Here is a 21,155-nt window from a genome sequence, read left to right as displayed (position 1 = left end):
TACTTCACCGGTTTCGGCAAAAAGGCAGACCGCGACAAGCGGAACGCCCTACTCTGCCGTGCACCACGACGGCCGTCCACGGCCGTTGCACATCAGGGGGCTTGGGGGACAACTCATGCGTAAATGGCCGGTGTTCACGGCTGCTGCCATATTGGCGGCCGCGACACTGGGAGCACTGTCGTCACCATCGGCGACCGCGCTCCAACCACCTGTCGGGCTGACCGCCGACAACCTCAGCACGTATCAGACCAACGGCGTCGTCTGGGCGATGGCCCAGGCGAACGGCATCGTCTACACCGCGGGCACCTTCTCCGCGATACGGCCGGCCGGATCCGCGGCCGGGACCAACGAGACGGCGGTGGCGAACTTCGCCGCCTTCAACGCGGCCACCGGCCGACCGGCGGGCTGCCAGCTGAATTTCACCGTCGGCTCGAACAACGCGACGGTCCGCGCGCTGGCCGTCTCGCCCGACGGCCAGACCCTCTACGCGGGCGGCTTCTTCGGCCAGGTCAACGGGGTCGGGGTGAGCAGCCTCGCCGCGATCGACCTGGACACCTGCACCGTCAGCGCGACCTTCCACCCCGGGGTGTCGGGCACGGTGCGGGCCGTCGAGGCGACCGCGGACACCGTCTTCTTCGGCGGTGACGTCACCTCCGTCAACAGCCAGGCGAGGGGCCGCTACGCGGCGGTCAGCACCGCGGGCGCGCTGCTGCCGTGGGCGCCGGCAGCGGACAACCCGGGCAGGGCACTCGCGATCACCCCGGACGGCCAGGACGCCATCCTGGGCGGCGACTTCGACACCGTCGACGGGGTCGACTCGCACTCCCTCGCGGTGGTCGACACCGCGACGGGCGCGCTGGTCAAGGCGTATCCGACCGGCTTCATCGACGCGACCTCGGTGACCAAGGACATCATCGTGGACGCGGCGAGCAACAGCTTCTACACCGCCAACGAGGGCACCGGCGGCGGCGTCTTCGACGGCCGCATCCGCTTCAGCCTCACCGACTTCAACCAGGTCTGGCGGGACAACTGCCTGGGCGCCACGCAGTCGCTGTCGGTCTACCAGACCGTGCTCTACAGCGGCAGCCACGCCCACGACTGCTCCAGCATGGGCGAATACCCCGACTCGGTGCGCAAGCACCTGCTGGCCGAGTCGGTGGACGACCCGCACCTGCTGGCGTGGTTCCCCGACACCAACGACGGCATCGGCGAGAAGATCGGGCCGCGGGTGATGGCGCTGGCCTCCTCCGGCGGCACCGACTACCTGTGGGTGGGCGGCGAGTTCACCACCGTCAACGGGGCGGCGCAGCAGGGCCTGACGCGCTTCGCCAGCGGCCCGGACACCGGGGCTCCGACGCTGCCGCAGACCTCGGTGACCAGCGTCGACCCCGGTTCGGTGAAGGTCAGCTGGCAGTCGAGCACCGACACCGACGACGGCCTGCTGACCTACCGGGTCTACCGCAACGGCGGCACCACCCCGGTCTACACCGTGGCCGGCAGCTCCCTGCCGTGGGTCCGCCCGCAGCTCACCTACACCGACACCAATGTCACGCCGGGCGTCAAGTACACCTACCGGGTCTCGGCGAGCGACGGCACCAACACCGGTGCGCTGTCGCCCAACGCCTCCGCCACCGTGCCGACGTCGGCGGAGGCCTACCCGACCCGGGTGCTCGCCGACGGGGCGACCCTCTACTGGCGCTACGACGCGGCCTCCGGGTCCTACAACGCGGACTCCTCGCCCGGTGACGACAGCGGGATCAGCCTCGGCGGCCCGGTGCACGGCGTGACGCCGGGCGCGGTGCCGGGCTCCAAGGCGTACACCTTCAACGGCTCGACGCAGTGGACCTACAGCGACCGGCCGCACCCGACGCCCACGCAGTACACCATCGAGACATGGTTCAGGACGACGACCACCTCGGGCGGCAAGCTGATGGGCTTCGGCAACAACTCGACGCACGCCAGCGGCAACTACGACAAGCACATCTACATGGCCAACAACGGGAGGCTGATCTTCGGCGTCTACACCGGCGCGACCCGGATCGTCACCAGCCCGGACGCGTACAACGACGGCTCCTGGCACCTGGCCGTCGCCACCCAGGGGACCGACGGGATGAAGCTCTACGTGGACGGCGTGCTCCAAGCGTCCGACCCGACGGTCACCACCAGCCAGAACTACGCCGGCTACTGGCACATCGGCTACGACAGCCTGGGCGGCTGGCCGTCCGAGCCGTCGAGCGCGTACTTCGCGGGCTCGATCGACGAGGCGGCCGTCTACCCGACGGTGCTCACCCCGGCGCAGATCGCCGACCACTACGCCCTCGGGACCGCTTGATGACCTTCCACCAGGGCTTCCTCCGGGGTCACCCCCGGCGCCGCCCGGCCGCTGTCGCCGCCGTCCTCGTGACGGCGGCGGCAGCGCTGCTGCTGGGCGGCTGCGGCTCGGGGGGCGGCGGCGGCAGCAAGGCCGGCGCCGGCCCGGCCGCCGCGGTGCCGGCCCCCGCCCAGGCCCCCTCGACGGGCACCACGGCGGGCTCCGCGGCAGGCTCCGCGGGCTCCACGACCACCACCACGGCCTCCAGCGCCCCGCCGGGCGACCCGGCCGCCACCGAGGCGCCCGGCTCCGCGGCCGACGCCCCCAAGGTGCCGGACGCCGAGCTCACCCCGCCCGGCGGCGGCAGCTTCACCACGGAGCAGAAGTCGTACCTGTCCGGCCGGGTCCCGCAGGGCACCGACCCGGCGGCGGTGCTGGAGGGCGGCCAGGAGATCTGCGACCGGCTGACCCGTACCGCGAAGATCGACAAGGACGCGGCCGCCACCGCGATCGTCACCGGCGACATCAGCATGTCCGGCGCCGCGGCGGCCGTCAGCGCCCTGTGCCCCGACCAGCAGTCCGTCATCGACACGGCACGGCGCGGCTTCGGCGACGGCAATTTCAAGGTCGCCGGCAAGACCGTGCCCGGCAAGGCCGTCGCGCCCGGCAGCTACCGGGCCCCGCACACGTCGTCGTCCTGCTCCTGGCGGGTCACCGGCGCGAACGGCGCCACCCTGGCGTCGGGCGGCACGGCCCGGATGACCGTACCGGCCGCCGCGCGCGGCATCACCTCCAGCGGGTGCTATGCCTGGCTGGCCAACGGAGGGGCCTGATGGACCGCATGGACCAGATGGACCAGATGGACAGACTGCCGCTCGTCGTGGCGATACCGACCAAGAACGAGGCCGAGAACATCGCCCGTACGGTGTCGTCGGTCATCGGCCACGTCCAGGCCGTCGTCGTGGTCGACTCGCACAGCACCGACGACACCTGCAAGATCGCCGCCGAACTGGGCGCGGAGACCGTCGACTACACCTGGGACGGCCGCTACCCGAAGAAGAAGCAGTGGTGCCTGGACCACGTCCACCCGGAGATCCCGTGGCTGCTCTTCCTCGACGGCGACGAGACGCCCAGCCCCGAACTGCTCGGCGAACTGCGGTCGGTGTTCGCCGGCGGCCCGCCGTCGGTGGCGGCCTTCGACATCCCGCTGGGCTACTGGTTCGCGGGGAAGCGGCTGCGGCACGGCTACACCATCGTCAAGCGCGCCCTGATGGACCGCACCCGCTGCCGCTTCCCCGAGGTCGGCGACCTCGACGCGCCGGGCATGGGCGAACAGGAGGGCCACTACCAGCCGGTGGCCGCGTCGGCCGCCCGGCTGCGCTCCCCCATCGAGCACGAGGACCTCGATCCGGTGCGCACCTGGTTCGACCGGCACAACCGCTACTCCGACTGGGAGGCCTGGCTCGAACTCAACCCCCAGGTCAAGGAGCAGATCAGGAAGGTGAAGACCCGGCAGGGCCGGATCTTCCACAAGGTGCCCTTCAAACCGCTGGTGTCCTTCGGCTACGCCTATGTCTACAAGCGCGGCTTCCTCGACGGCAGGGCAGGCCTGGACTACGCCCTCGCGATGAGCTTCTACCGCTGGCAGATCGGGCTCAAGACCCGTGAACAGCGCCGCCTGGGGCCATGACGCCGGTGTAGACGTCCAGCAGCGTGTCGACGACCGCGTCGATCGAGAAGCGGTCGTGGACCAGCTGCCGGGCGGCCAGGGACGCCCGCTCGTTGGCGGCCGGGTCGAGCAGTTCGAGCACCGCCCGGCCGACCAGCGGCCCGTTGTCCGCGTCCGGCAGGCTGTCGGTGACCCGGCCCGCGCCCGCGGCCGCCACGTCCGGCGACAGCCCGCCGGTGCGGGCCACCACCACCGGCAGCCCCACCGACATCGCCTCCAGGATCGACACGGCGAACGGCTCGACCACGGACGGCAGTACGTAGACGTCCGCCGCCCGCAGCCGCTCCAGCACCTCGTCGTGCCCGAGCGCGCCCACGCACTCCAGCGACCCCGCCACTCCCAGGTCCGCCGCCAACTTCCGCATGGGCCCGGTCAGATCGCCGGTGTCCGGGCCGGCCAGCACGAAGCGGGCGTCCGGATACTCCGCGAGCACGGTCGGCATCGCGTTGACGAAGTCCTCGGGCCGCTTCCGCTTCTGCACGCGGGCCAGGTAGAGGACCGTCGGCGGGCGATCGCCCCGCGGCGGGCGCGCGTCCTGCGGTGTCACCCCGTTCACCAGCCGGTGGAAGGTGTGCAGCGGCGTCCCCGGCACGACCGCCTGGACGCCGTCCCGCTCCATCTCCGTCAGGTGCAGGATCGCGTCCGCCCGCCGCAGCACCCGCTTCATGCCGAGCACGTCGACGGCCTTCGCGAACAGCTTCTCCGTCGGGTCGATCATCCCGTGCGTCTGCACCACGAGCGGCACTTTCGCTTCCAGGGCGACCAGGGCGAAGGGCAGCGTGATCAGGTCCCGCATCAGGTGCACATGGACGACGTCCGCGGCCTTCACCATGCGGCGGGCCTGCCGCAGCAGCGCCGGCGAGGTGATCCCGCTGACCTCGAACGCCGGCAGCACGTGCCGTGCCTGGTGCACGAAGGAGGGCACGCCCTCCACTTCCGTGGGCAGAGGCCCGCTGAACTTGTCGCCCAGCGTGGCGATCCGTGCGTCCGCGCCTTTGCGGCGCAGGCCTTTGCACAGGTTGAGGGCGACCCTTGTCGGGCCGCCGAAGTCGTTCGTGGGCGTGTGCAACGTGACCACATGCAAGACCCGCACGCTTTCCCCTTCCCCTTGCCCGCACCCTATCCGGGTACGCCCCTCCCCGCGCCCCTTCCGCCCTTTTGTCACCCGCGCCCCGCCGAAGAGGCCGGAAAGGCGAACGGCCACCGCGAGTGGCAAGCACCCAGGGGCTCGTGGGGGTACCCCCAGGCGAAGCTCTGGGGGAGAACGGAGAGACAGGCCACGGCGGCAGGGCGGCCGGAATAGACTCCCCCCGTGAGAGGGGTGGTGGAGGCGTGACGCTCAGCGCGAGCCCGCGCACGGTGCCGCCCGCGAGGGCAACCGCCTCTGTGCCCCGCGCGGCACTGTCCCGCGCCCTGTCCGTACCCCTGGCGCTGGCCCTCGTCGGCTTCCTCCCCGGTTACGTGATGACGCAGCCGGGCACGGGCGTCCGCGACGCTGCGTACTGGCTGCAACTCATCCTCACCGTCTACGCCGGCGGCCGTCTCGCCGCCATCGTGCTGACACCCCGCCGCCGCCTGATCCAGGGCGCCTTCTGGCTGTTCGTCTATGTCGCCATGGGCGTCGCCCCGCTGGCGCAGGAGGTGATCGGCCAGGTCCCGACGCCGGTGGTCGGGCCGCGGTCCGACACGACCACCGCGATCGCCCTGGTCCTGCTGGGGTGCGTCGCCTTCGACGTCGGCGCGCTGCTGGCCCGCCACCGCCCTGCGGCGAAGCCGCGGCGGGCTCGGCCGCCCGCGCAGGTGTCCCGCCGGAGGCTGTGGCTGCTCATCGCGGTGGCCTACATGGGCAGCGCGATCTCGATCGCCAAACTCGGCGGCCCCGCCGTCTTCTTCACCAGCCGCCAGGCGATCAGCGAGTCCGTGCAGTCCAGCGGCCTGGCCGGTGGCGGCGGCGACAGCCATGTCGGCTCGGCCTTCATCCGCGGCTTCGGGACCGTACCGGCCCTGCTGGCGCTGCTGTTCCTGGTGCGCTGGATGATCACCTCCCGGGTGGCCCGGCGCACCCCGCTGGCGATCGCCGCGCTCGGCGGCCTGGTCGTGGTCAACGTGATCGTCAACAACCCGATCTCGAACCCGCGTTACTGGTTCCTGACCGTCGTGTTCTCGCTGCTCTTCACCGCCTTCCCGCGCAGCCCGGTGATGTACCGCGCCGCGCTGGTCACCGGGGTGGTGGCCGCGCTGCTGCTCTTCCCCTTCCTCGACCGCTTCCGCTACGACTCCGGCGGCTACCACCCGGTGGAGACGACGTCGGTCCTCGAACCGCTGACCATCAAGGACTACGACCAGGTAGGGATGTTCGCGAACACCCTGACCTTCGTGCACTCGGGCAAGGGGCACTCGCACGGGCGGCAACTGGCCGCCGACGTCTTCTTCTTCGTGCCGCGCTCGATCTGGCACGGCAAACCGCTGGACTCCGGGGTGCAGGTCGGCCAGTGGATGGGCATGACCAACACCAACCTGTCGTCGCCGCTGTGGGCCGAACTGTGGCTGGACTTCGGCCCGGTGGGGATGACCGGCGGCTTCCTCGCGCTGGGCTACCTGTGCGCGCGGGGCGACCGGCGCTATGCGCAGCGGACGTTGGAGGACGGGCGGCCCGGCACGGTGATGGCGGTGGTGATCCCGCTGGTGTGCGGGTATTCGTTCATCCTGCTGCGCGGCCCGCTGCTCCAGGCGTCGGGGCGTATCGGCATCGCCGCCGTGTGCCTGGCGCTGGTCACCACCTTCAGCGAGGACCGGCGGAAGATCCTGCGGTGACGGCCTCGCCGGTGCCGCCCTGGGCCTGCTGCCCGGCGGCGGGTGCCGGGCGGCGGCGGTGCGCGGCGATCCGCAGCCACAGGGCGGCGGCCTTGAGGGCGGAGCCCAGGCACAGGCCCCAGGCGGCCCCGTAGACGCCGTCGATGCGGTAGCCGCCGAGCATGAAGGCGACGGAGGCGAGGGAGAAGACCACCTGGATCGGCAGCGTCGCCTTGGGTTGCAGCACCCGCAGGGTGAGCAGGGCGCTGGTGCCCAGCGCGATGCCGGCGTATTGGCTGCCGGACGCGGCGAGCAGGCCGGAGGACGCGGCCCAGGTGTCGCCGAGGAGTTGGCGGCCGACGCTGTCGGGCAGCAGCATCAGCACGACCGTCCAGACCACGGCGACCCAGGCGAGCGCGACGGCCAGCACGGCGGTGGCGCGGACCTTGCCGTCGGCGTCGCGCACCCGGTTGAGCAGGGGCGGGCCGAAGGCGGTGGCGGAGTTGAACAGGACGTTCATCGGGCCGAAGAGCGTGGTGGCGCCGCGCAGGGCGCCGACGGCCAGCGGCGCGGCGAAGAGGCCGAGCCCGACCACGGCGAGCTGGCTGGTGGCATTGCCGACGCCGAACTCGACCACGAAGCGCTGCCCGAGGTGCCCCCGGCGGAGGAATTTCCGCAGGTCCAGCGGTGCGCCCTTGATCCGCGGCCACAGCAGCGCGGCGGCCACCAGCAGCGCGGGCAGCGCGGACAGCCCCCACACGGCGACCAGCCGCTCAGGACCGGCCCCGTGCGGCTGCACGGCGAGCGCGGGCACCGCGACCAGCAGCCGTACGGTGTCGCCGACCAGGGCGTAGTGCGGCAGCCGCAGCGCGGAGAAGCAGTAGCGCAGGCCGTCCTGGGTGAGCACGATCGGCAGGACCAGGCCGAGCACGGCGAGCCCGTGCGCGGTCGCGCCGTCGGCGAGGCCGAGGCCGACGGCCATCGCCAGGCCGATCGTGGTGGAGGCGACCGCGGTGAAGGTGGCCGCGGACCGGCAGGCGGCCCGTACGCGTTCGGTGCCGCGCTCCAGCACCAGCGCCTGACCGACGTAGGACACGCCGACGCCGAGCAGCACGGTGAAGATCATGTAGACCATCGAGAAGACCGAGAAGCCGGCGGCGCTCGACAGCCGGGCGGCGACCACCAGCACGATGATGTTGGTGAGGGCGGCCACTCCCTGGTCGGCCACCGAGCTGACGATGGCGGCCTTGGAGCCGATGCCCGCGGCACCTTCTTCCTGGTCGCCGCCGGGAGCGGCTCCCGCGGCGCCGTCCGCGGCGGCGTCCTGCGGGTCCTGGGGGACGGCCCCGGCCGCGGCTGGCTGCCGCGGGGCGGGGCCTGTCAAGGGACCGGGTGCCGCTCGGGCGGTGTGGTGGCCTCCTGGGGCAGGTCGCCGTCGCGGCGGGCGGCGGGGGCGGGCGGGGCCGCGGGGCGCGATGCGCGGGTGAAGCCGAAGCGGCGGCGGGTGCCGGGCTCGGCGGAGTGCAGGACGACGCCCAGGACGGCGGCGCCCGCGGCGTCGATCAGCTCGCGTACACGCTCCAGGTCGACGCGGTGCACGGCCCGCGGGTCGCACACCACGACGACGCCGTCGACGCGGTCGGCCAGCGCGACGGCGTCGGCGTAGGCGAGGACGGGCGGCGCGAGGACGACGACGACGGAGCCGGGCTCGTCCGCCTCGGCGAAGAGCCGCCCGGCCGGTGCGGAGGTCAGGGCGCGGGCGACATTGCGCACCCTGCGGCCGGGCACCAGGTCGAAGGACCCGGACTCCCCGGCGTCGATGGGCATTTGCAGCCCCGCGGGCCAACCGCCCTCGCCGAGCCCGGGAGTCCGGGCCCAGCCGGGCCTGGCACCGTCCGCGGTGCGCAGCCGGGCGGACAGCGCGGGGGTGCGCAGGTCGGCCTCGACGAGCAGCACCTCCATGCCCATCTCGGCGAAGGAGGCGGCCAGGTTGACGGCGACGGCGGCGGGTGTCTCGCCGGTGCCGCGCGGGGCGACGACCAGCAGCCGGCGCCGCTCGGAGAAGCGCTTGTCGCGGGTGAGGCGGAAGGCGACCGCCCGGTATTCCTCGGCGAGCCGCCCGTCGCCGCGCCCGCCCGCGAGCAGGCCGTCGGCGGAGGCGCCCGTGGCGGTGCGGCCGCGCAGCCGGGGCAGGGTGCCGAGCACGGGGGCGCCCAGGGTGCGGGTGACCTCGCCGTCGCTGCGTACGGTCGGGTCGAAGACCAGCCGCACCCAGGCGAGGAGCAGGCCGAGCGCGATGCCGACGACGACGCCGAGGGCGAGCATCATCGGCAGCCCGGGTCCCGAGGGCGCGTCGGGCCTGACGCCCGGCTTGATGACCAGGCCGGGTGTGGTGTCCAGCGCGCGCAAGCCGCTGATGTCGGCGTTGAGTTCGGTGATCCGGCTGAGCAGGTTGGTCTGCGAGGAGACCAGGGTGCCGACGACCTGGCTGGTCTTGGCATGGGCGATCTGGTCGAGCAGGTCGTTGCGCTGGGTGACCATCGGGTCGAGCTGCGACTGGTAACTGGCCACCATGCGGGTGACGGTGTCCTTGGTCCCGGCCTGCCGGTCGTCCAGGTAGGCCTTGGTGAAGGCGTTCACCCAGTCCGCCGCGTGCTGGGCGCTGCCCGCCGTGCAGGTGAAGCGGAGCACCAGGGTGTTGGGCGGGTTGGTCACCTGGAGGCACTTCGACATCGTCGTGACCGGCGCCCCCGCCGTCTTGGCGGCCGCGTCGGCGACGATGCTGCTGAGCGCGCTCTGCCGCTCGGTGCCGATGTCGATGTTCTTGTCGGCGGTGGCCCCGGCCACGAAGGGGTCCTCGATGGCGGCCTTGACCCGCACCTCGCTGGTCGCCGTGTAGGTGTCGGCGCCGCTGAAGGCGAGGTAGGCGCCGCCGAGCAGTCCGATCAGCAACCCGACCACCAGCAGCGTCCGGTAGCGGATCAGCTGGCGGAACTGGTCGCGCAGCAGGTCGGGTTCGTCCTGCGGCTGCTGCTCCGCACGCGTCACGTCGGTCACTTGGCTCCTGCCCCCTCGTCATCCCCCGCGCCGGGCGCCGCGGCGCCGGCTGCCGCCGCTTCCCGCGGCGCCTCCGCCGGCTCCACTCCGGCGGCTTCCCCGAGCGCCTCGGCGAGCAGCGCGTCGATCCGCGCGAGGCCCGCCTCGCGGCTCAGGTGTTCACGTACGTAGAGCGGCCCGCGCGCCCCCAGCGCATCGGCCCTGTCAGGATCATCGGCCAGTGCGCGCACCGCGTCCAGCAGGGCGCGCGGATCCTCCGGTGCGACCACCAGGCCGGCGCCCGACCTCTCGACCTCCTGCGCGGTGCCTCCCGCCGCGGCGACCGAGGCGAGCACCGGGCGCCCTGCGGCGAAGTAGGAGGTGAGCTTGGAGGGGATGCTCATGTCCAGCACCGAGGCCCGCTGGGTGACCGCGAGCACGTCGGCCGCGGCCAGCACGTCGGGGAATTCGGCGTCGTCGGCGGGCGGTGCGAAGTGCAGGTTGGGCAGGCCGCCTGCCGCCTCCCGCAACTTGTCCCGCTGGTTGCCGTCGCCCATGAGCACGACGTGCAGTCCGGGGTCCAGCCTGGCCGCCTCGACGAGGACTTCCAGGCCCTGCTTGAGGCCCATGTTGCCCGAGTGCAGCAGCACCGTCTGTCCGGGCCGCCAGCCGAGCCGGGCGCGCGTCTCCTCCCGGGGGCGCGAGGGGCTCTGCACATGCGACCAGTTGGGGACCAGGCGTATGCGCTCCTCGGGCACGCCGAGGGCGGCGACCTTCGCCACGAAGGTCTCGTGGATCACGCCGACCAGGGTCGCCCGGCGCAGCGCGTAGGACTCCGCCGCCCCGGCCACGGAGGCGACCCGGTCGCCGCCGCGTATCCCGCTCTGCCTGGCCGCCGCGCCCATCAGGTCCTGCACGACGGGGACATACGGGACCCCGTGGCGGCGGGCCAGCCGGGCGCCGATGATTCCGCCCGCCAGGCTGGGGAGTTGGGCGACGACCGCGTCGGGCCTGCCCATCGCGGGCGGGGCCAGCAGGCCGTGCCCGAGCACCGACGCCTCGAACAGCGCCCGGCGCAGGGCGGTCTGCCGCGGCGGGACCGTATGCCGCCGCCGGTGCACCCGCACTCCCGCGCGCTCCTCCTCCGTACGCCACACCCCCGCGTAGGCCGGGTCGACCCGCCACGCCGGATAGTGCGGCATCCCGGCGAGCACGTGCACCTCGGCGCCGCCGACCGCCCAGTGCTCGGCGATCTGGGTGGCGTAGGGACCTATTCCGGCGTGCTCGGGCGCGTAGTTGGTCGAGACCAGCAGCAGCCGGCGGCGCGTGGCGGAAACGGCCACGGAGTGTTCCTTCCCCCCAGACGAACAACCCACAGACGAACAACTGCCCACACTAGCCGTTCACCAGGGCATCACGCCCGGTCTTGCCAACCGTCGGACTTTGGCAAATCGCCGCTTGACCGCGCGGTGGCCCGGCTATCGTCTGAGACTCCGCAACGCCGTGAAGCGTTGTACGCCTTTTTGTACGACTGGGGGGTCGTGTCATGGCACATCGGGTCGGTTACGCACCGGGGGTCTACGACCTCTTCCACGTCGGGCACCTCAACATCCTGCGGCACGCCCGCAGCCAGTGCGACTACCTGGTGGCGGGGGTCGTCTCGGACGAGATGGCCCAGCTCGCCAAGGGGCGCAGCCCGGTGGTGCCGCTGATCGAGCGCCTGGAGATCGTCCGCAGCATCCGCTTCGTGGACGCCGCCTTCGTGGAGACGGTGCCGGACAAGGTGGAGACCTGGCGCCAGGTCAGGTTCGACGTGCTCTTCAAGGGCGACGACTGGCGCGGCACGGAGAAGGGCCTGCGCCTGGAGCGGGACTTCGCGGCGGTGGGCGTGGAGGTCGTCTACTTCCCCTACACCGTCCACACGTCGAGCACCCAGCTGCGCCGGGCGCTCGACGTGCTGGCGCAGCCGGCCAGGCCGCCCGAGGCCCTGCCGAACTGACGGCCGCCGAGGGGGACTTCCGCCGCCCGTCGCGACACACCTGCGCGCGGGGCGGCGGCGGGGTGCTGCCCCGGGGTCTGCCCGTTCGGGCCGTGGCGGCTGCCCGAACCCGCGCTTGCGCGGCCTTGCCGCGACGGCCTCGCTGGACGAAATTTGGCCCGAACATGCCCTTCATGGCCGATGAGTTGCTGCGAGGTGCCAGGCACATGGGCGACAGCGTGCGACAGGTCCGGCGGAGTCGGCCCAGGGCAGGGGGATGACCCACGACCACGGCGAGTCCCCCGACCGGCAACCGCTCGCGGGACGAGACGCCCATGCCACCGCCGCGAAACCGCCGCTGACGGCCGCGGAGGCCAAGGCCGCGAAGCCGCCCGGGGCGGCCGTGGGCGCCAGGACGCCGAGGCCGTCGGGGACGCCCGCCGCGGCGATGCTGCGGCTCCAGCGCGCGGTCGGCAACCGCGCGGTGTCCAGGCTCGTTTCGGGGAGTTCGGGGGGCGGCCAGGCGGGGCTGCCGGTACCGCCCGTGGCGGCTCCCGCCCCGGCCGCACCGGTGGTCGCCCCGCCGCCCGGCCACTCCGGACCGCCGTCCGCGGGCCCGCAGTCCGCGGTGCCGTCCACCGCGGCGCCCGCGGGCTCGGGCGGGCCGGAATTCCTCACCCCCACCCCGTCACCGCTCGACGCCGCCGCGGCCCTCGGCGCCGCCGCCGGCCGCCTGCCCGGAATCCTCACCGACGTCGCGGCGGCGGGCACCGCGGCCCTCCCGCAGGGCGTCATGCCGACCGGCCTGGCCACCGCCACCCCCGCCGCGGCCCCGACCGCCGCCCCGCCCCCCGTGGCCCCGGCACCGGCCGTCACGCCCGGAGCGGCCCCCGACCCCGCGCAGGTCGCCGCGATCGCCGGATCCGCGTCCGAGCAGCTCGGCGGGGTCGCCACGAGCGCCGCCGCCGTGATCGCCGGGGACTTCGGCGCCACCGCGCTCGCCCCGACCGAGCCGGCCGCCGCCCTCCCGCGCACCCCGCTGGCGGCCGACGTCGCGGGCCTGCCCGCCGCGCCCGCCGCGCCCGCCGCGCCCGCTCTGGAGCCGGAGGTGGCACGTGAGCTGACGGCGGCCCGCGGTCCCGCGCTGCAGGCCGCGCTCGCCGAGGCGTCGGCGCAGGCGCAGGCGGCGACCGCCGTCCACGACGCCGAGGCCGCCGCGCACTGCGCGGCCTCCGACGCCGCCGTCCTGGCCGAGCAGCGGACCGCGACAGCCGCGCAGGTCGAGGAAAGGGCCGCCACGTCCGCGGCCGTCGCCGAACGCCGTGACGCCACGCAGGCCGCCGGCGCCGCGGCCGTCACCGACTTCTCCGGCACCGCCAACGCCCTTGCCGGGGGCGCCGGCGGCGAGATTTCGACGCGGATGGCCCAGGCCAGGTCGCAGGCGGACGCCGAACTGGCCGGGAAGGGCGCGGGCACCGACGGCGGCGCGAGCGCGCCGGTCCAGCGCAGCTGGTGGAGCGACGCCCGGGACGCGGTCACCTCCATCGCGTCGGCGGTCCGCGACCGCGTCAACGGCCTGCTGGACGCCGCCCAGGCCTACGTACGCGACCGGATCCGGGCCTTCGCCGGGCAGATCGCCGCGGCCGCCCGTGCGGTCGGCGCGCGCCTGGTCGGTGCCGCACGCGAGGCCGGGGCCTGGATGCGCGATCGCGTCCAGGCGGGCCTCGCCCGCGTCAACGCCCTGGCCCGCAGGCTCGCGACGGCCGTCACGGGCCTGGTGGCGCGGCTGCGGGCCAGGGTCGCCGCGCTGGCCTCCGCCCTGAAGGCCAGGCTCGTCGCGGCCTGGCGGGCGGCGGACGCGGCGGTCAGGAAGGTGAGGGAGGCGGCGGAAGCCGTCCGGATGTTCCTGCGGCTCATGGCCGACAACGCGCTCTCCGCGCTGATGTCGATCGTGCGCGACCCGATGGCCGCGGTGGAGGGGACGAAGGCCGCCGTCGGCGACATGGTCGCGAAGGTGCCGGGCCTGCTGGAAGGGGTGCTGGCCGAGCACGTGGCCCCCCGGCTCGGCACGACGCAGGCAGCGGTCGGCGGCGCCCCGGCCGTACAGCGGCAGGCGGCCGTACAGCGGCAGGCGGCCGTGGCCGACACGGCCGAGCCGACGCACTGGGACGGCGTCAAGGACCACCTGGCGGCCCGCGCCGACTACCTCAGGGAGAACTGGTGGGAGGTGGTCAAGGACGGCCTGTTCGAGGCGCTGGTCCCCGGTGTCGCCGTCTACCGGCACCTGCCGGTGATGTGGGACGAGATCGTCGCGTCCTGGGAGGCCTTCAAGGCCGGTCGCAGCAGCGAGGGCTGGGACCACGTCCTCGGCGTCGGGCGGGAGCTGGTCGCGGTCGCCGCCTCGATCGTGGCGCAGGCCTCGCTGGCGGTCTTCGTCATCGTGTCGGTCTTCGGCACCCCGGTGGCCGGCGAGGCGGCGCTGGTCGGCATCGGCACCGCCGTCATCGCCACCGACCTGGCGCTGCAGGTCGCCACGATCCTCAAGTCGGCGTCCAACCTGTCGGGACGCAGCCCCGTCCCGGTGCCGCAGGAGGAGAACGAGACCGACTACGGCCGCATCGCCGACTCGTCCATCGCCTCCGCCCTCATGATCGCGCTGCTGCTGCTCGGCGCCGCCGCGTCGTCCGCGGTGAAGGCGCTGCTCAGACGCTTCCCCGCGCTGGGCCGCGCCCTGAGCGCGGTGGGCGAGCGCGTACGCAGGGCGGCCCGCGGCGGCAAAGCGGTCGAGCCGCCGCCCGCCGCTCCGAAGACGAGGACCGCGGTGCCCGCCGACGAGGAGAACGCCAAACCCAGGACGAACGACCCGGCCAACGACCAGGACACCGACCCGGGCGGCCGGGCAGGGCCGGAGGAGCGGATTCCCGAGGGCGTCACCGACGACGACGTCCACATCGAGGACGGGCACGAACCGGCACGGGCCGGCGAGCCGGACCTCGACGTGGGCCTGTGCTTCGCCGCCGGGACACCTGTCGCCACCCCGGCAGGACCCCGTGCCGTCGAGGACGTCCGCCCGGGACAGCGGGTGTACGCCTACGACCTCGCGGCCGGGCGGGTGGTGGTACGGCGGGTGCTGGGCGTCACCAGGGGCAGCACCACCCGGTGGGTGGACGTCGGCGTCGGCTCCGAGACGCTGCGGGCCACACCGGGGCACCCGTTCCTGGACGCGTCGACCGGCGCCTGGACCAAGGCCGACGAGCTCCTGCCGGGCACGGCGCTGCTGCGGCGCGACGGCGGCGCGGCGGTCGTCCGCACGGTCACCCGCGTGGACCTGGACGAGCCGGAGACGACGTACAACTTCGGCGTCGAGGACGCGGAGTGCTACTTCGTCGGCGCCCTCGCCGTCCTGGTCCACAACATCACCAAGACCCGGCTGGCCTATCTGCGCCGCCCCGGCTACCGCAACTACGTCCTCACCGACGCGACCGGGAGGATCTACTATTCGGGCATGTGCGGGCCGGGCGAGACGGCCGCCGGCCTCATGCGCCGGCACGGCGCCAACGGGAACCGCTTCGACTTCGCCAACGGCGACCGCCTCGTCTTCGAGGCCGGGACCCGGGAGTATTTCGAGGCCAGGCTGATGGAAGTGCGCACCGCGCTCAAGAACGGCCTGGTGATCGGCCGCAACAGCCCGGAGGGCAGGCGCGGGAACATCCAGCGGCCGCTGGCCCAGTCCAAAGAGCCCGAATATCGCGAGGCCGAGCAGCTCAAGTCCAACTGCGGATAGGTGCACACATGCCCGACGACGGTGGTCTCGACGAGACGGCGGCCCGCGAGCTCACCCGGCTGGGCCGGGAGATCGCGGCCGCGCTGGGCAGGCCGCCGACCGTTGCCGAACTTCTGGAAGTCCTCGGCTGGGGCGCCGGATCGCTGCGCGACCGGCTCGCCGGGGACGTACCGGTCCCCGTCGTCCTCACCCCGCGCCCGCGCCCGCGCGGCCCCGCCGCGTCCCGTGCCGGCGAGCTGGACGACAGCGTCTACGCCGACGCCGGGGACGTCCTCTCCGCCCTGGCCGACGGCCTGGCCGACGCGCACGGCGCCAGACCCGCCCTCGGCGACCTCGCGGACCTGGTCGCCCGCGGCCTGGCCGCCGCCGGACCGCGGGCGGCCGAGGGGGCGTCTGGCCTCAAGGGCGTCACCGCGCCCGCGGCGAAGCCCCGCAGGCGCCCCGCCCCGGGCGACGTCGTCGCGATCCCGGCCGCGGACGGCGCGCACCACCTGGCCGTCGTGCTCGCCCGCGACGACTTCGGCACCGCCTTCGGCCTGTTCGAAGGCACCCACCCGCTCAAACCGGTCTCCGCCGCCCACCACCCGGCCCCCGTCCCGACCCCGCTCTACGCCGACGACGAGGCCGTACGATCCGGCCGCTGGCCCACCATCGGCCACGACGACGACCTGCCCGCCGCCTTCGCCGAGCCGGAGATCCTCCACCCGCCGCGCGCGGACCGCCCGAACCTCGGGCCGCACGGCGCGGCCGAGACCGCCGCCGGGCGGCTGCGCCCGCTGACCGAGCGGGAGGCCCGCGAGGCGGGCCTGTCCGAGCCCGGCTTCACCCAGACCTACCTGTGGGAGGACCTCGAACGGCACCTCGACGCCGGTACGGGCTGACGCCGCGCGCGGCCGGCGGTCACGAGGCGAGCCGGATCTCCCTGAACCACTTGGTGAGGAAGGCCGCGAGGAAGACGGCGTGCACCGCGAAGAGCACGAGGTAGGCGTAGCGGAAGGCGTCCTGGCTGCCGAGCAGCAGGAAGACGGCGCAGAAGACCCCGTAGTCGACCGGGAGCAGGGCGACGGCGCGCAGCCGTGACGGGGCGGCCGCCTTGGCCTGGGCCTTGGGCTTGAGCTTGTCGGCGAGCAGGCCGCCGAAGAAGATCATCACGGCGGCCAGCTGGAAGCCCAGCGGGAGCAGCAGCCAGCCGTCGCCCGGCAGGGCGAAGTGCCGGTAGAAGGTGATCAGCACGGCCGCGTGCAGCGCGGTGATCTTCGCGCAGTCCACGACGTGGTCCAGCCACTCCCCCGCGGGCCCGCCCGCCCCGAGCAGCCGGGCGAGCTGCCCGTCGGCCGAGTCGAAGGCGAACCCGACGACGAGCGCCCCCCACACCGCGACCGCCAGCCCCCACGACGGCGCCAGCGCCGCGAGCGCGGCGATGCCGCTGCCGCTGAAGGCCGCGCTCACCAGGGTCACCTGGTTGGGCGTCAACCCCGCGCGGTACGCCCCCGCGGCGAGCACGCGGCCGGCGGGCCGGTTCACGTACCGCGAGTACAACGACACGCCCTTGGCGCCCTTCTGCGCCCCCGCGAGCCGCCGCAACGCCTCCCCGTACCCCATCCCCCGCGCTGCGGGCGCCAGGCCCGCGGGTTCCTGCGGTGCCGATGTCAAGTGGCTCCCCACTGCTCTCTCCTCCATCCGAAACCACCCCCGCCTGCCGCGGAGGGCACCACCAGGGGTGCGCTCAGCCCACCACCGGCCGGTGGTCCGGCACGGACCGGACAGCCGCTTTCGCACGGTGACGACGTGCACCTTGCCGACGGCTGGTCGCGCCGTTCCCCGCGCCCCCGGTGGCCGCCGCCCGCCGCAGCGGGCACCCCCAGGGGCGCGGGGCCGCATCTGATCTGCGGCTGACGCCGCGTGGGCGCGGGCAACCCACCACCCGCCGGTGGTCCGGAGCGGACCGAACAGCCCCTTTCGGACGATGGCGACCCGCGCCCCGGTGGGGGCTGGTCGCGCCGTTCCCCGCGCCCCTGGGGTGGTTGCGGTGCGTCGCCACACGACGGTCGTGGCTGGTCGCGCGCGCAGTTCCCCGCGCCCCTGGAGGGCGCCGCCCTCCGCGGAGGGCACCGGACCGGGCAGCCGGGCGCGGGCTGGGGTGCCGGACCGCGCCGTGGGGGCGAGGCCCAATGATGGCAGGGGTGCCGCCCCTGCCGATACGGCATTCGTGGGATCCCCACCCACCTCGGGGCGATAAATCAGACATTACGACTTAAAGTGGCGCCGATGTCGATCTCTCGCCGCAACCTCCTCCAGGCGACCGCCTCCGGGGCGCTGCTGTCCGGCTGCACAGCCGGCAAGGCCGCCCACGCCGGGGCGGACCCCGCGCTGCCGCCACCCGCGGCCGCGGCGCCGACCGGCGCCCCCGCCCCGACGGCGGCCGCGCTGCCCCCCGGCCTGCCGGACCAGATCGAGCACGGCCCGCGGACCCGCCCGCAACTGGCGCTCACCTTCCACGGCCAGGGCGACCCGGACGAGGCGGAGGCCTTGCTGGCGGCGGCCGAGCGGGGCGGCGCGCGGATCACCGTACTGGCCGTGGGCGACTGGCTCGACGCGTATCCGAAGCTCGCCGCCCGCGTGCTGGCGGGCGGGCACGAACTGGGGAACCACACTCAGACGCACGGCGACATCGGCGCCATGGACGCCGCTGCCGCCACCGCCGAGATCGAGGGCTGCGCCAGCCGGCTGCGGCAGCTGACCGGCACGCACGGCCGGTGGTTCCGGCCGTCGCAGGCGCGGCTGACGACGCCGCTGGTGGTCTCGCTCGCGAAGAAGGCGGGCTACGCGCACCTGCTGTCGTACGACGTGGACCCGCTGGACTACACCGACCCCGGCGCGGAGGCGGTCCGTTCCGCCGTGGCCGCGCAGGCCGGGCCGGGCTCTGTGGTCTCGCTGCACTTCGGGCACGCCGGCACCGTCGCCGCGCTGCCCGGGATCCTCGACGACCTGCACCGCCGCGGTCTGCGCGCGGTCACGACCTCGGAGCTGCTGACCTGATGCGCCGTCACCTGACTCCCCTGCGCCGCCGCGCGGCCGTCACCGCCGCCGCCGCCGTCGCCGCCGCCGTCCTGGCCGCCGGGTGCGGCGACAGCGGCACCCGGTCGCTCGCCCCCTCCCCCGCCCAGCGGGCGATCGCCGCACAGGCGGCCGCGGCGGCGGCCGCGGCCAAGGTGCAGCGGCTGGCCGCCGCGGCGCACCCGGGCCTGACCGGCATGCCGCCGCTGCTGGACCAGCACGACGTCTACGCGGCCGACCGGCCGGGCGCACTGTCCCCGGTCGTGCGCGGCTTCCCGTCCCTGGTCTACGTGCCCAATTCCGAGTCCAACACCGTGTCGGTCATCGACCCGAAGACGTACAAGGTGGTCAGGACCATCCCGGTGGGGCTCCAGCCGCAGCACGTCGTGCCGTCCTGGGACCTGAGGACGCTGTGGGTCAACAACGACGTCGGCAACAGCCTCACCCCGATCGACCCGGCCAACGGCCACGTCGGCAAGCCGGTCGACGTGCACGACCCGTACAACCTCTACTTCACCCCGGACGGCAGGTACGCGATCGTGATGGCCTCGCTCGACCGCCAGCTGGTCTTCCGCGACGCGCACACCATGGCGGTCAAGAAGGTCGTGCCGGTCAACTGCTACGGCGTGAACCACGCCGACTTCTCGCCGGACGGCCGCTACTTCATCGTCTCCTGCGAATTCTCCGGCGAGCTGCTGAAGGTCGACACCGCCGCGATGAAGATCATCGGCCAGCGGCGGCTGTCGCTGGACGGCGCGATGCCGCAGGACGTCAAGATCTCGCCGGACGGCCGCACCTGGTACATCGCCGACATGGTCGCCAACGGCGTCTGGACGATGAACGGCGACACCTTCTCCAAACCGGTGCTGCTGCCCACCGGCAAGGGCGCGCACGGCCTGTACGTCTCACGCGACTCGAAGTACCTCTACATCACCAACCGCGGCGAGGGCTCGGTCTCCCTGCTGGACTTCGCCACCGGGAAGCTGGCCACGAAGTGGCACATCGACGGCGGCGGCAGCCCCGACATGGGCGGCGTCTCCGCCGACGGCAAGGTCCTCTGGCTGACCGGCCGCTACGACGCCGAGGTCTACGCCATCGACACGGCCACCGGCCGCACCCTGGCCAAGATCCCGGTCGGCGCGGGCCCCCACGGCCTCGCCGTCTACCCCCAGCCGGGCCGCTACTCCCTGGGGCACACGGGCATCTTCCGCTGAATCTACGCCGGCAGCGCCCGAGCCAGGTGGGTCGCGGCGGTGGCGCGGGGGGCGGAGCCCTGGGTGTGGCGGACGGGGTGGACCGTGTTGGCCAGCAGGATGAGGTAGGCGCCCGACGCGGGGTCGAGTACCAGGCTCGTGCCGGTGAAGCCGGTGTGGCCCAGGGCGCCGCGGCCGGCGAGGGCGCCCATGAACCAGGGCTGGTCGCGTTCGAAGCCGAGGCCGGGGGCCAGCGGGAGGGTGCCGTCGAGCAGGGCGGTGGCGAAGAGGGCCAGGTCCCAGGCGGTGGAGAAGAGCCCGGCGTGGCCGGCGACCCCGCCCATGGCGTGGGCGTTCTCGTCGTGGACGGTGCCGCGCACCATGCCGCGGTCCAGTTTGCCCCAGGGGCGGCGCTGGTCCTCGGTGGCTGCGGTGCGGTCCCGCCAGGAGGGGGGTGGGGCGAAGCGGGTGGAGGCCATGCCGAGGGGGGTGGTGATGCCGTCGGCGACGAGGCGGTCGAGCGGGCGGCCGGTGACGCGCTCCAGGACGGTCTGGGCGAGCAGCAGGTTCAGGTCGGAGTAGCAGCGCCTGGCGCCCGGCGCGGTGAGCGGCTGCTCGGCGGCGAGCCGGGCGGCCCGCTCCGCGGGTCCTGGCAGCTCGTAGAGCGGGAGCTCCGGGCGCAGCCCCGAGGTGTGGGTGAGCAGGTGGCGCAGGGTGATGCCGGGCACCAGGCCGGGGACGTACGCGGTCAGCGGGCGGTCCGGGTCGAGGGCGCCCGCCTGGATCTGCTGGACCGCGGCGACGGCGGTGAAGAGCTTGGTGAGCGAGGCCAGGTCGAAGACGGTGTCGGGCCGCATCGGTACGCGCTCGGCGGGCGGCAGCTCCACCCCGCGCCGGGCGGGCTCGTCGTAGGAGCCGTAGCGCACCGCCCAGCCGACCGCCTCGTGCAGGGCCACCACCGGTCCGCGCCCGGCCAGCACGACCGCGCCCGCGCACCACGGCGGGCCGGCCGCCGGCTCCAGCGCGGCGGACAGCGAGGGGACGATCAGGCCGATCTCGTCGGCGTCGAGGCCCGCCTCAGGGCAGGCACCTCTCGACAGCGGCTCGGCCATGCTCCTCCAGATCCTTGCGGGCCTTCTCGATCAGTTCCGGTGTGCAGTCCCGGCCGGAGGCCATGACCAGGTCCTCCGGATCGACGGCGCTCTCGGCACCGGTGTGCAGCGAGCTGTCGGCTGTCTTGAACGCCCAGGTGCGTTCGTCCGGATCGGACATCG

16 protein-coding genes are annotated in these 21,155 nt (G+C 74.0%); 9 read left to right on the top strand and 7 right to left on the bottom strand.

Annotation, left to right across the window (positions count from 1 at the left end; all coding sequences use genetic code 11):
• The first annotated feature begins 115 nt into the window (after positions 1 to 115).
• The 3 genes from OG900_29400 to OG900_29390 are packed head-to-tail and all read left to right on the top strand — an operon-like array spanning position 116 to position 4,001.
• A complete protein-coding gene (locus OG900_29400) occupies positions 116 to 2,332 on the top strand; it encodes a hypothetical protein (protein WUH93825.1) in 2,217 nt (738 codons plus the stop codon).
• Entirely contained in the window at positions 2,332 to 3,144 is an 813-nt protein-coding gene (locus OG900_29395; GenBank protein ID WUH93824.1) for a hypothetical protein, read from the top strand. The genes OG900_29400 and OG900_29395 overlap by 1 nt, the downstream gene beginning before the upstream one ends.
• 26 nt (positions 3,145 to 3,170) lie before the next feature.
• The gene (locus OG900_29390) at positions 3,171 to 4,001 is read left to right on the top strand and encodes a glycosyltransferase family 2 protein (protein ID WUH95978.1); all 831 of its coding nucleotides are present in this window, start codon (positions 3,171 to 3,173) and stop codon (positions 3,999 to 4,001) included.
• Here OG900_29390 and OG900_29385 read toward each other — a convergent pair.
• Positions 3,967 to 5,133: a glycosyltransferase gene (locus OG900_29385; protein ID WUH93823.1), complete on the bottom strand. Its 1,167-nt coding sequence runs from the start codon at positions 5,131 to 5,133 to the stop codon at positions 3,967 to 3,969. The genes OG900_29390 and OG900_29385 overlap by 35 nt on opposite strands.
• Positions 5,134 to 5,372: 239 nt before the next feature.
• On the opposite strand from OG900_29385, the gene OG900_29380 reads away from it, so the two are divergent.
• Entirely contained in the window at positions 5,373 to 6,854 is a 1,482-nt protein-coding gene (locus OG900_29380) for an oligosaccharide repeat unit polymerase (GenBank protein ID WUH93822.1), read from the top strand.
• On the opposite strand, the gene OG900_29375 is transcribed toward OG900_29380, so the two are convergent.
• The 3 genes from OG900_29375 to OG900_29365 form a co-directional block, all read right to left on the bottom strand.
• Positions 6,823 to 8,091 carry a hypothetical protein gene (locus tag OG900_29375; protein WUH95977.1) on the bottom strand — a complete coding sequence of 423 codons (1,269 nt, stop codon included), beginning with the start codon at positions 8,089 to 8,091 and terminating at the stop codon, positions 6,823 to 6,825. The two genes, OG900_29380 and OG900_29375, sit on opposite strands and share 32 nt — an antisense overlap.
• Positions 8,092 to 8,213: 122 nt before the next feature.
• The gene (locus OG900_29370) at positions 8,214 to 9,890 is read right to left on the bottom strand and encodes a lipopolysaccharide biosynthesis protein (protein ID WUH93821.1); all 1,677 of its coding nucleotides are present in this window, start codon (positions 9,888 to 9,890) and stop codon (positions 8,214 to 8,216) included.
• Positions 9,887 to 11,179: a glycosyltransferase gene (locus tag OG900_29365; GenBank protein ID WUH95976.1), complete on the bottom strand. Its 1,293-nt coding sequence runs from the start codon at positions 11,177 to 11,179 to the stop codon at positions 9,887 to 9,889. Before OG900_29365 ends, OG900_29370 begins: the two co-directional genes overlap by 4 nt.
• 236 nt (positions 11,180 to 11,415) lie before the next feature.
• Between OG900_29365 and OG900_29360 the strand changes: the two genes are divergently transcribed.
• The 3 genes from OG900_29360 (at position 11,416) to OG900_29350 (ending at position 16,512) form a co-directional block, all read left to right on the top strand.
• Complete coding sequence (locus OG900_29360; protein ID WUH93820.1) at positions 11,416 to 11,868, top strand: adenylyltransferase/cytidyltransferase family protein; 453 nt, start codon at positions 11,416 to 11,418, stop codon at positions 11,866 to 11,868.
• A 256-nt stretch (positions 11,869 to 12,124) separates the two neighbouring features.
• Positions 12,125 to 15,631 (top strand): HINT domain-containing protein, encoded by a 3,507-nt coding sequence (locus OG900_29355; protein WUH93819.1) that lies wholly within the window; start codon positions 12,125 to 12,127, stop codon positions 15,629 to 15,631.
• 8 nt (positions 15,632 to 15,639) lie between these two features.
• Entirely contained in the window at positions 15,640 to 16,512 is an 873-nt protein-coding gene (locus OG900_29350; GenBank protein WUH93818.1) for a hypothetical protein, read from the top strand.
• A 19-nt stretch (positions 16,513 to 16,531) separates the two neighbouring features.
• On the opposite strand, the gene OG900_29345 is transcribed toward OG900_29350, so the two are convergent.
• Positions 16,532 to 17,233, bottom strand: a complete 702-nt coding sequence (locus OG900_29345) for a CDP-alcohol phosphatidyltransferase family protein (GenBank protein WUH95975.1) — start codon at positions 17,231 to 17,233, stop codon at positions 16,532 to 16,534.
• Between the two features lie 666 nt (positions 17,234 to 17,899).
• Between OG900_29345 and OG900_29340 the strand changes: the two genes are divergently transcribed.
• Positions 17,900 to 18,670 carry a polysaccharide deacetylase family protein gene (locus OG900_29340; GenBank protein WUH93817.1) on the top strand — a complete coding sequence of 257 codons (771 nt, stop codon included), beginning with the start codon at positions 17,900 to 17,902 and terminating at the stop codon, positions 18,668 to 18,670.
• Positions 18,670 to 19,902 (top strand): beta-propeller fold lactonase family protein, encoded by a 1,233-nt coding sequence (locus OG900_29335; protein ID WUH93816.1) that lies wholly within the window; start codon positions 18,670 to 18,672, stop codon positions 19,900 to 19,902. Before OG900_29340 ends, OG900_29335 begins: the two co-directional genes overlap by 1 nt.
• 2 nt (positions 19,903 to 19,904) lie before the next feature.
• On the opposite strand, the gene OG900_29330 is transcribed toward OG900_29335, so the two are convergent.
• Positions 19,905 to 20,993, bottom strand: a complete 1,089-nt coding sequence (locus OG900_29330; protein WUH93815.1) for a beta-lactamase family protein — start codon at positions 20,991 to 20,993, stop codon at positions 19,905 to 19,907.
• Positions 20,959 to 21,153, bottom strand: coding sequence for a hypothetical protein (locus OG900_29325; GenBank protein WUH93814.1), 195 nt, complete (start codon positions 21,151 to 21,153; stop codon positions 20,959 to 20,961). The genes OG900_29330 and OG900_29325 overlap by 35 nt, the downstream gene beginning before the upstream one ends.
• Between the last annotated feature and the right edge of the window lie 2 nt (positions 21,154 to 21,155).

It is taken from the genome of Streptomyces sp. NBC_00433, assembly GCA_036015235.1.
Classification (GTDB): domain Bacteria; phylum Actinomycetota; class Actinomycetes; order Streptomycetales; family Streptomycetaceae; genus Actinacidiphila.
The sequence above is the reverse complement of the archived record's forward strand: the minus strand, read 5'-3'. Positions and strand labels throughout refer to the sequence as shown.

Bases quoted from the DNA above. Each gene is read 5' to 3' on its own strand.
- OG900_29350 (WUH93818.1), top strand. From the start codon at position 15,640: ATGCCCGACGACGGTGGTCTCGACGAGACGGCGGCCCGCGAGCTCACC.
- OG900_29335 (WUH93816.1), top strand. From the start codon at position 18,670: ATGCGCCGTCACCTGACTCCCCTGCGCCGCCGCGCGGCCGTCACCGCC.
- OG900_29340 (WUH93817.1), top strand. From the start codon at position 17,900: ATGTCGATCTCTCGCCGCAACCTCCTCCAGGCGACCGCCTCCGGGGCG.
- OG900_29325 (WUH93814.1), bottom strand. From the start codon at position 21,153: ATGTCCGATCCGGACGAACGCACCTGGGCGTTCAAGACAGCCGACAGC.
- OG900_29360 (WUH93820.1), top strand. From the start codon at position 11,416: ATGGCACATCGGGTCGGTTACGCACCGGGGGTCTACGACCTCTTCCAC.
- OG900_29400 (WUH93825.1), top strand. From the start codon at position 116: ATGCGTAAATGGCCGGTGTTCACGGCTGCTGCCATATTGGCGGCCGCG.
- OG900_29345 (WUH95975.1), bottom strand. From the start codon at position 17,233: ATGGGGTACGGGGAGGCGTTGCGGCGGCTCGCGGGGGCGCAGAAGGGC.
- OG900_29330 (WUH93815.1), bottom strand. From the start codon at position 20,993: ATGGCCGAGCCGCTGTCGAGAGGTGCCTGCCCTGAGGCGGGCCTCGAC.
- OG900_29395 (WUH93824.1), top strand. From the start codon at position 2,332: ATGACCTTCCACCAGGGCTTCCTCCGGGGTCACCCCCGGCGCCGCCCG.
- OG900_29390 (WUH95978.1), top strand. From the start codon at position 3,171: ATGGACAGACTGCCGCTCGTCGTGGCGATACCGACCAAGAACGAGGCC.
- OG900_29355 (WUH93819.1), top strand. From the start codon at position 12,125: ATGACCCACGACCACGGCGAGTCCCCCGACCGGCAACCGCTCGCGGGA.